Origin of the sequence: Paraburkholderia sp. 31.1 (assembly GCF_014397645.1) — a bacterium.
Lineage (GTDB): Bacteria > Pseudomonadota > Gammaproteobacteria > Burkholderiales > Burkholderiaceae > Paraburkholderia > Paraburkholderia tuberum.
Window position 1 is genome coordinate 103221 of record NZ_VZQN01000026.1, and the last position, 7237, is coordinate 110457.

The following is a 7237-nucleotide window of genomic DNA, read 5'->3' on the forward strand; positions in this document are numbered from 1 at the left end:
AGCGACATAGCGACACACCCCACGCGCCCCGCCATGAATGACGATCAACTCCTTCGCTACTCCCGCCACATCCTCGTCGATGAAATCGGCATCGAGGCGCAGCAGCGTTTTATCGACGCCCACGCGATCATCGTCGGCGCGGGCGGGCTCGGTTCGCCAGCCGCGCTGTATCTCGCGGCGGCGGGCGTCGGCCGTCTGACGCTCGTCGATGCCGATACCGTCGACCTGACTAATCTACAACGACAGATCCTGCACGTGAGCGCGTCGGTTGGACGTAGGAAGGTCGAGTCCGGGCGCGACATGCTCGCGCGGATCAATCCCGAGGTCGTCGTCAACGCGGTGGCCGAGCGCGTCGACGATGCGTGGCTCGACCGCGAGGTGCCGCACGCGAGTGTCGTGCTCGATTGCACCGACAACTTCGCGACGCGTCACGCGATCAACCGCGCGTGTGTCAAGCATCGCGTGCCGCTCGTGTCGGGCGCGGCGCTGCGCTTCGACGGCCAGATCAGCACTTTCGATTTCCGCGACGAAGCGTCGCCGTGCTACGCGTGCGTGTTTCCCGAAGACCAGCCGTTCGAAGAAGTCGCATGCTCGACGATGGGCGTGTTCGCGCCGACGGTCGGCATCATCGGTTCGATGCAGGCTGCCGAAGCGCTGAAGGTGATCGGCGCAATCGGCACGTCGCTCGTGGGCCGCCTGACGATGCTCGATTCGCTGCGGATGGAATGGAACACGATGCGCATCGGACGTCAGCCGGATTGTCCGGTGTGTGGCCACGCGCAGGGGTCTTGAGGCGGTTCTGCACGGCCCGTTCGCGTGACGCCGAAATAGCAGAACGCCGCACATGTGCGGCGTTTTTTCGTTCAACGAGGCACGACGATGCGCGTCAGATTCAAACCAGCGCGACCCGCTTGAGCGCCGCCTGCACCTCCTCCGGCTCGAACGAAGCCAGCACGTCGGCAACGGGCTTTTCGAGCGTCTTCAGATGCGAGCGCAACACCTCCTGCTTGACCTCGAGGAGTTGGCTCGGATGCATCGAAAACTCGGTCAGACCCATGCCGAGCAGCAGACGCGTCAACGCCGGATCGCCCGCCATCTCACCGCACACCGACACGGGCACGCCCGCGCGCTTCGCCTCGCGCAGCGTGAACGCGATCAGATGCAGCACGGCCGGATGCAGCGGGTCGTACAGATGCGCGACCGCGTTGTCCGCGCGATCGATCGCGAGCGTGTACTGAATCAGATCGTTGGTGCCGATCGACAGGAAATCGAGCCGCTTCAGAAACAGCGGCAACGCGATCGCGGCGGCCGGGATCTCGATCATCGCGCCCACCTGCACGTTCGGATCGTAAGCGATACCCGCGTCGTCGAGTTGACGCTTCGCTTCGCGGATCAGATCGAGCGTCTGGTCGATTTCCTGCGCGTGCGCGAGCATCGGGATCAGGATCTTCACCCTGCCGAACGCCGACGCGCGCAGGATCGCGCGCAACTGCGTGAGGAACATCTGCGGCTCGGACAGGCTCCAGCGAATCGCGCGCAAACCGAGCGCCGGATTCGCGGCGGTCTCGTAGCCGTCGCCGCCCATCGAATCGAGCGGCTTGTCGGCGCCGACGTCGATCGTGCGGATCGTGACCGGCAAGCCGTTCATCAGTTCGACCGCGCGACGATACGCGCTGAACTGCGCCTCCTCTTCGGGCATCCGGTGCTTGTGATTCATGAACAGAAACTCGGTGCGGAACAGACCCACGCCGGTCGCGCCCGATTCGACCGCCGCGCGCGCGTCGTCCGGCAACTCGATGTTCGCGCACAGTTCGATGCGCGTGCCGCACAGCGTTTGCGTCGGCGAGAACTTGAGCCGTTGCAGCTTGCGCTGCTCGAGCTCCTTCTCGCTTTGCCGGTACGAGTATTCCTCGAGCACGATCGGCGCGGGATCGACGATCACGATGCCGTGGTCGCCATCGACGATGATCAGATCGTCCTGGCGGATCAGCGCGCTCGCATGCTGCACGCCGACCGCGGCCGGAATGCCGAGGCTGCGCGCGACGATCGCGGTGTGCGACGTGCGTCCGCCCAGATCGGTGACGAAGCCCTGGAACGTCTGCGTCTTGAACTGCATCATGTCGGCCGGCGCGATGTCGTGCGCGACCACGATCATCTCGTCGCACGCGCCATGCACGTTGCCGACGATGCCCGGGGCGCCCGCGAGCGCCTTCAGCACGCGCTCGACGACCTGCTCGATATCGGCCTTGCGCTCGCGCAGGTATTCGTCTTCGATAGTGTCGAAATGGCGCGACAGTCTTTCGAGCTGTTCGGTCAGCGCCCATTCCACGTTGTAGCGGCGCGTGCGGATCAGGTCGATGGTTTCCTGAACGAGCATGACGTCGTTCAGGATCATCGTGTGAACGTCGATGAACGCGCCCATTTCGCTCGGGGCATCCGCGGCAAGATCGGCGCGCAATACGTTGAGTTCTTCATGCACGCGTTGCTGAGCCGCGCGAAAACGCCCGACCTCCCCTTCGATCTGGGGCGGTTCGATCAGATAGTGGTCTACGTCGAGTGCTGCCGGGGCGATCAGATAGGCCCGCCCGATGGCGATACCGCGTGACACGGGAATTCCATGCAGCGTGAATGACACGCGCACCTCCTCTAGTTGTGTAATGCCGCGGCAAACCGCTGCAATGCTCTCAGACTGTACTGGGCATTATAAATTCCGCGCCTTTTTGAAGTGTGTCGGCGGTGTGTGCAGCGCAGCACGGATTATCGCAATGAGGTGCCCTCGTACCCGGCGAAGCTTCGCTTTATACACGTCGCGCAAAACATATGGTTTAAACATTGAAAACGCATGTCGTCTTACGCATTCTTCCCGATGGCTTTCGCGCCGCTTCTAGATCCCTTTAATCTCGATTAACGGCGCGCCTCTTCTGATATTCAGATGTCGGCGGCGATAAAAAAACCGCGGACTGAGCCGCGGCATTTTCGGGTTTGTCGAACGCAAAGCGCGCGGCTTTATTGACCTTCGCCAAATTTATCGGCGATCAGTTTCAAGAGCGCGTCCATCGCGTCCTGTTCGTCGGTGCCTTCCGTTTCGATCAGCACGGTACTGCCGATGCCCGCGGCCAGCATCATCACGCCCATGATGCTCTTCGCGTTGATACGACGGCCATTGCGGCTCATCCAGATTTCCGCCTGGTAGTTGCCCGCGAGTTGCGTCAACTTGGCCGACGCGCGCGCGTGCAGCCCCAGCTTGTTCACAATTGTCGTTTCCTGTTGCAGCATGTGATGGTCCGAAGCGCGGGTGAATGAAATGGTGAAAAGTGTTACTGCAAAGCGGCTTCAATGCGATCGGCATCGTTGTGAAACCGCTTGAATCCGTCGAAGCTTGCCTGCGAACCAGCCCGGCTTACAGGCCGGTCGCGTCCGTCTTTTGCGTCAGATCGGCATCGGCCGGCAAAGCGGGAACACAGTCGGCGGCCGCCGCGTCAGGCGGCAGCGCCGGCAGGCACTCGGCAGCGCACACTGGCGGCGTGACCGGTGTCGGCATCGCCGGTCCGATCGCGTGCACGCCCTTGGTCGCGCCGGCGAGCGCCTTGTCGACGAGCGTGTCGAGCGGCGTCGCGCGATAGCAGACCGCGCGCACCAGCATCGGCAGATTGACGCCGCACAGCACACGCACGTCCGGCACGGTGGCGAGCCGGCCCGCGATGTTGGCCGGCGTCGCGCCGAACATGTCGGTCAGCACGAGCGCGCCGTTCTCTTCCTTCAGCCGCACGACTTCCGAATTCGCGAACGCGACGACCTGCGCAGGGTCGCAATCCGGCGACACGTCGATCACGCCGATACGCGCCGGCAAACCGCCATAGATGTGGGAAATGCAATCGCGCAACGCGGTGGCGAATGGAGCGTGCGCAATGATCAGAATGCCTGCCATGTCAGCCTTACTGCAAAAGAACGGCCCCAAACCGTGGACCGGGACTCGAGCCCGGTTCGCCATCGCCCCGGACCGGCCGTGGGTCGCGAGGGCGGGAATGCATCGTCGGGCGAGCGGGCATTGTAGCAGCCTCATTTTCGCGCCAATTCCGACGCCACGCCTGATGCGGATTTACTACACAGATTGGGGGTGCAGCCGGGCAATCAAGGCCGCTGCGTCGGCGCGCCACGCGTCAGCCGACCGCGCGCTCCAGCGCGTCGACGAACATCGCGGCGACGTCGAAACCGGTCTGGTCCATGATCTCGCGGAAACACGTCGGGCTCGTGACGTTGACTTCGGTGAGCCAGTCGCCGATCGCATCGAGTCCGACCAGCAGCAGGCCGCGCGCCGCCAGCACCGGCGCGAGCGTATCGGCGATCGTGCGATCCTGCTCGCTGAGCGGCCGCGCGACGCCCAGTCCGCCGGCCGCCAGATTGCCGCGCACCTCATTACCCTGAGGAATGCGCGCGAGCGAGTACGGCACCGCTTCGCCGCCGATCAGCAGGATGCGCTTGTCACCTTCCTTGATCTCGGGGATGAATTTCTGCGCCATCACCGAGCGCGCGCCGTCGTGGCTCAGCATTTCGACGATCGAGCCGAGGTTCATGCCGTCCGCCTTCACGCGGAATACGCCCATGCCGCCCATGCCGTCGAGCGGCTTCAGGATCACGTCGCCGTGCTGTTCGTGGAACGCGCGCAGACGCGCCGGGTCGCGAGTGACCAGCGTCGGCGCGACGAACTGCGCGAACTCGCCGATTGCGAGCTTCTCCGAATGATCGCGGATCGCCTGCGGTTTGTTGAAGATGCGTGCGCCGCCACGCTCGGCCAGTTCGAGCAGCCAGGTCGACGTCACGTATTCCATGTCGAACGGCGGATCCTTGCGCATCACGACCGCGCCGAAGCTCGCGAGCGCGCGCGGCGTGGCGGCATCGGCGGCAAACCAGACATCACGATGCAGATCCGTGGTATCGCCGACGATCGCAATGCGCTGCACGTTCGCCTCGACATCGCCGCCCGTCCACGCCAGATGCTTCGGCTCGCAGGTGTACACCGTGTGACCGCGCCGCGCCGCTTCGGCCATCATCGCGTAGGTCGTGTCTTTGTAGATCTTGAAATGACTGAGCGGATCGGCGATGAAAAGAATGTCCATGAAAGTCCCGGTGCGCCCTGAGGGGCGTGACATTGTTCGTCAATATAGTCTTTGAAGACGGCGATGGCGGCACGCATGCCGCCATCCTGCCGTGCGAGGCGGCTTAGACCTGGATCGCTTCAGGATCGGTCTTTTCGAGTTCGACCGATGCGGCCAGCAACCCGAGCCGCGCCACGACGCCATACATATAGAAGCGGTTCGGCGGCGCCGCGCCGGGCTTCGCGTGCGCATCGGGCAGCGCCGTGTGTTCGAAGCCGAGCGGCACGAAGTGCATGCCCGGCGCGTTCAGGTTCTGGTCGCGCTCGCGGCTGCCGTGCACGCGATAGAAGCCGCCCACCACATAGCGGTCGATCATGTAGACGACCGGCTCGGCGACTTCCTCGCCGATGCGCTCGAACGTGTAGACGCCTTCCTGCACGATCACGTCGTGCACTTCGAGGCCGTCTTTGGTCGCGGCCATGCGCGTGCGTTCGCGCTTCGTCAGCGCGGCGACTTCCGACGCGTCGTGCACGGTCATCACGCCCATGCCGTAGGTGCCCGCATCGGACTTGATCACGACATACGGTTTTTCGGAGATGCCGTACTCGCGATACTTGCGCGCGATCTTCTTCAGCACGCCGTCGATCGCATCGGCAAGGGCTTCCTCGCCGGTGCGCTGCTGGAAGTCGACGCCCTCGACGTGCGCGAAATACGGATTGATCATCCACGGATCGATCTCGACCATCTTCGCGAACTTCTTCGCGACGTCGTCATAGCACGAGAAATGCGTCGACTTGCGACGCACCGCCCAGCCCGCATGCAGCGGCGGCAGCAGGTACTGCTCGTGCAGGTTTTCGAGCACGGGCGGAATACCGCCGGACAGATCGTTGTTCAGCAGGATCGAGCACGGGTCGAAGTTCTTCAGACCAAGGCGCCGCTGCGAGCGCTCGAGCGGTTCGAGCACCAGCTTCTGGCCGTCCGACAGCGCGATCGTGACCGGGCCGTTGATGGTTTCGTCGAGCGTGCCGAAGCGTACGTTCAGACCCGCCTGGCGCATGATCGACGCAAGCCGGGCGACGTTTTCGAGGTAGAACGCGTTGCGGGTGTGACGCTCGGGAATGACGAGCAGATTCTTCGCGTCCGGGCAGATCTTTTCGATCGAGGCCATCGCGGCCTGCACCGCGAGCGGCAGCACTTCCTGCGACAGATTGTTGAACGCGCCGGGAAACAGATTGGTGTCGACCGGCGCGAGCTTGAAGCCCGCGTTACGCAGATCGACGGAACAGTAGAACGGTGGCGTGTGCTCCTGCCATTCGAGCCGGAACCAGCGTTCGATAGCGGGCGTGGCGTCGAGGATCTTCCGCTCGAGGTCGAGCAGCGGGCCGTTTAACGCCGTAACTAGGTGCGGAACCATTGATCACTCGCAGACTGGAGAAAAAAGATTGTAGAGCAAATGCTTTGTCCATTTGGGGACGGTTTCTCCATTCGCAAGCAGACTCGAATGCATTCTCCCTATCTCGATGATAGGCGCGGAAAATCGCCGTTCGCAACCCGATCAGCAAGAAAAAAGCCCGCCATGAAGGCGGGCGAAATTGCTGCGCTTGCTTAACCATTTTTTCTTACTGACGGGCCCGGGAGCCCGGGCCGAACCGGGACAGGTTCTCCGTTATTCGACTTTCTCGCCGTGCAGGCTCACGTCGAGGCCTTCGCGCTCCTGCTCTTCGGTCACGCGGATGCCCATCACCAGGTCGATGATCTTCAGCAGCACGAAGCTCACCACGCCGCTGTAGATCAGCGTCGTCAGCACGCCCTTCGCCTGCAGGATCACGCTGCCGTCCGAGCCGCTGATGTCCTTGACCGCGAACACGCCGGTCAGCAGCGCACCGATGATCCCGCCGATGCAGTGCACGCCGAACGCGTCAAGCGAATCGTCGTACCCGAACTTGTGCTTGAGCCACGTGGCCGCCCAGAAGCAGACCACACCCGCGACGATACCGATCACGAGCGCCCCGACCGTGCCGACGAAGCCCGACGCCGGCGTAATCGCCACCAGACCCGCGACCGCGCCTGACACGATACCGAGCACCGACGGCTTGCCCTTGGCTGCCCATTCGGCGAACATCCACGCGAGCGCCGCCGCG

General features: G+C 63.5%; 6 protein-coding genes and 1 pseudogene. 1 reads left to right on the forward strand and 6 read right to left on the reverse strand.

Going from position 1 to position 7237, the window contains the following annotated elements:
* Window positions 1-33: 33 nt before the first annotated feature.
* A complete protein-coding gene (locus F6X37_RS21065) occupies window positions 34-792 on the forward strand; it encodes a HesA/MoeB/ThiF family protein (RefSeq protein ID WP_187612636.1) in 759 nt (252 codons plus the stop codon).
* Window positions 793-892: 100 nt separating this feature from the next.
* Here F6X37_RS21065 and ptsP read toward each other — a convergent pair whose 3' ends face one another.
* From ptsP to F6X37_RS21095, 6 genes and pseudogenes are all read right to left on the reverse strand, one after another.
* Window positions 893-2635, reverse strand: a complete 1743-nt coding sequence (ptsP, locus tag F6X37_RS21070) for a phosphoenolpyruvate--protein phosphotransferase (RefSeq protein ID WP_090805570.1) — start codon at window positions 2633-2635, stop codon at window positions 893-895.
* Window positions 2636-3006: 371 nt separating this feature from the next.
* The gene (locus F6X37_RS21075) at window positions 3007-3276 is read right to left on the reverse strand and encodes an HPr family phosphocarrier protein (protein WP_018419292.1); all 270 of its coding nucleotides are present in this window, start codon (window positions 3274-3276) and stop codon (window positions 3007-3009) included.
* 124 nt (window positions 3277-3400) lie between these two features.
* Window positions 3401-3928, reverse strand: coding sequence for a PTS sugar transporter subunit IIA (locus F6X37_RS21080; protein WP_184062563.1), 528 nt, complete (start codon window positions 3926-3928; stop codon window positions 3401-3403).
* 232 nt (window positions 3929-4160) lie between these two features.
* Window positions 4161-5117, reverse strand: coding sequence for a glutathione synthase (gene gshB / locus F6X37_RS21085; protein ID WP_187612637.1), 957 nt, complete (start codon window positions 5115-5117; stop codon window positions 4161-4163).
* 103 nt (window positions 5118-5220) lie between these two features.
* Window positions 5221-6510, reverse strand: a complete 1290-nt coding sequence (gshA, locus tag F6X37_RS21090) for a glutamate--cysteine ligase (protein WP_090802854.1) — start codon at window positions 6508-6510, stop codon at window positions 5221-5223.
* A gap of 252 nt (window positions 6511-6762) precedes the next feature.
* Window positions 6763-7237, reverse strand: a pseudogene (locus F6X37_RS21095) (ammonium transporter); the annotation flags it as partial.

What these genes read in the sequence shown, in the direction of transcription:
- F6X37_RS21075 (WP_018419292.1), bottom strand. Translation starts at nt 3,276, where the DNA reads ATGCTGCAACAGGAAACGACAATTGTGAACAAGCTGGGGCTGCACGCG.
- F6X37_RS21080 (WP_184062563.1), bottom strand. Translation starts at nt 3,928, where the DNA reads ATGGCAGGCATTCTGATCATTGCGCACGCTCCATTCGCCACCGCGTTG.
- gshB (WP_187612637.1), bottom strand. Translation starts at nt 5,117, where the DNA reads ATGGACATTCTTTTCATCGCCGATCCGCTCAGTCATTTCAAGATCTAC.
- F6X37_RS21065 (WP_187612636.1), top strand. Translation starts at nt 34, where the DNA reads ATGAATGACGATCAACTCCTTCGCTACTCCCGCCACATCCTCGTCGAT.
- gshA (WP_090802854.1), bottom strand. Translation starts at nt 6,510, where the DNA reads ATGGTTCCGCACCTAGTTACGGCGTTAAACGGCCCGCTGCTCGACCTC.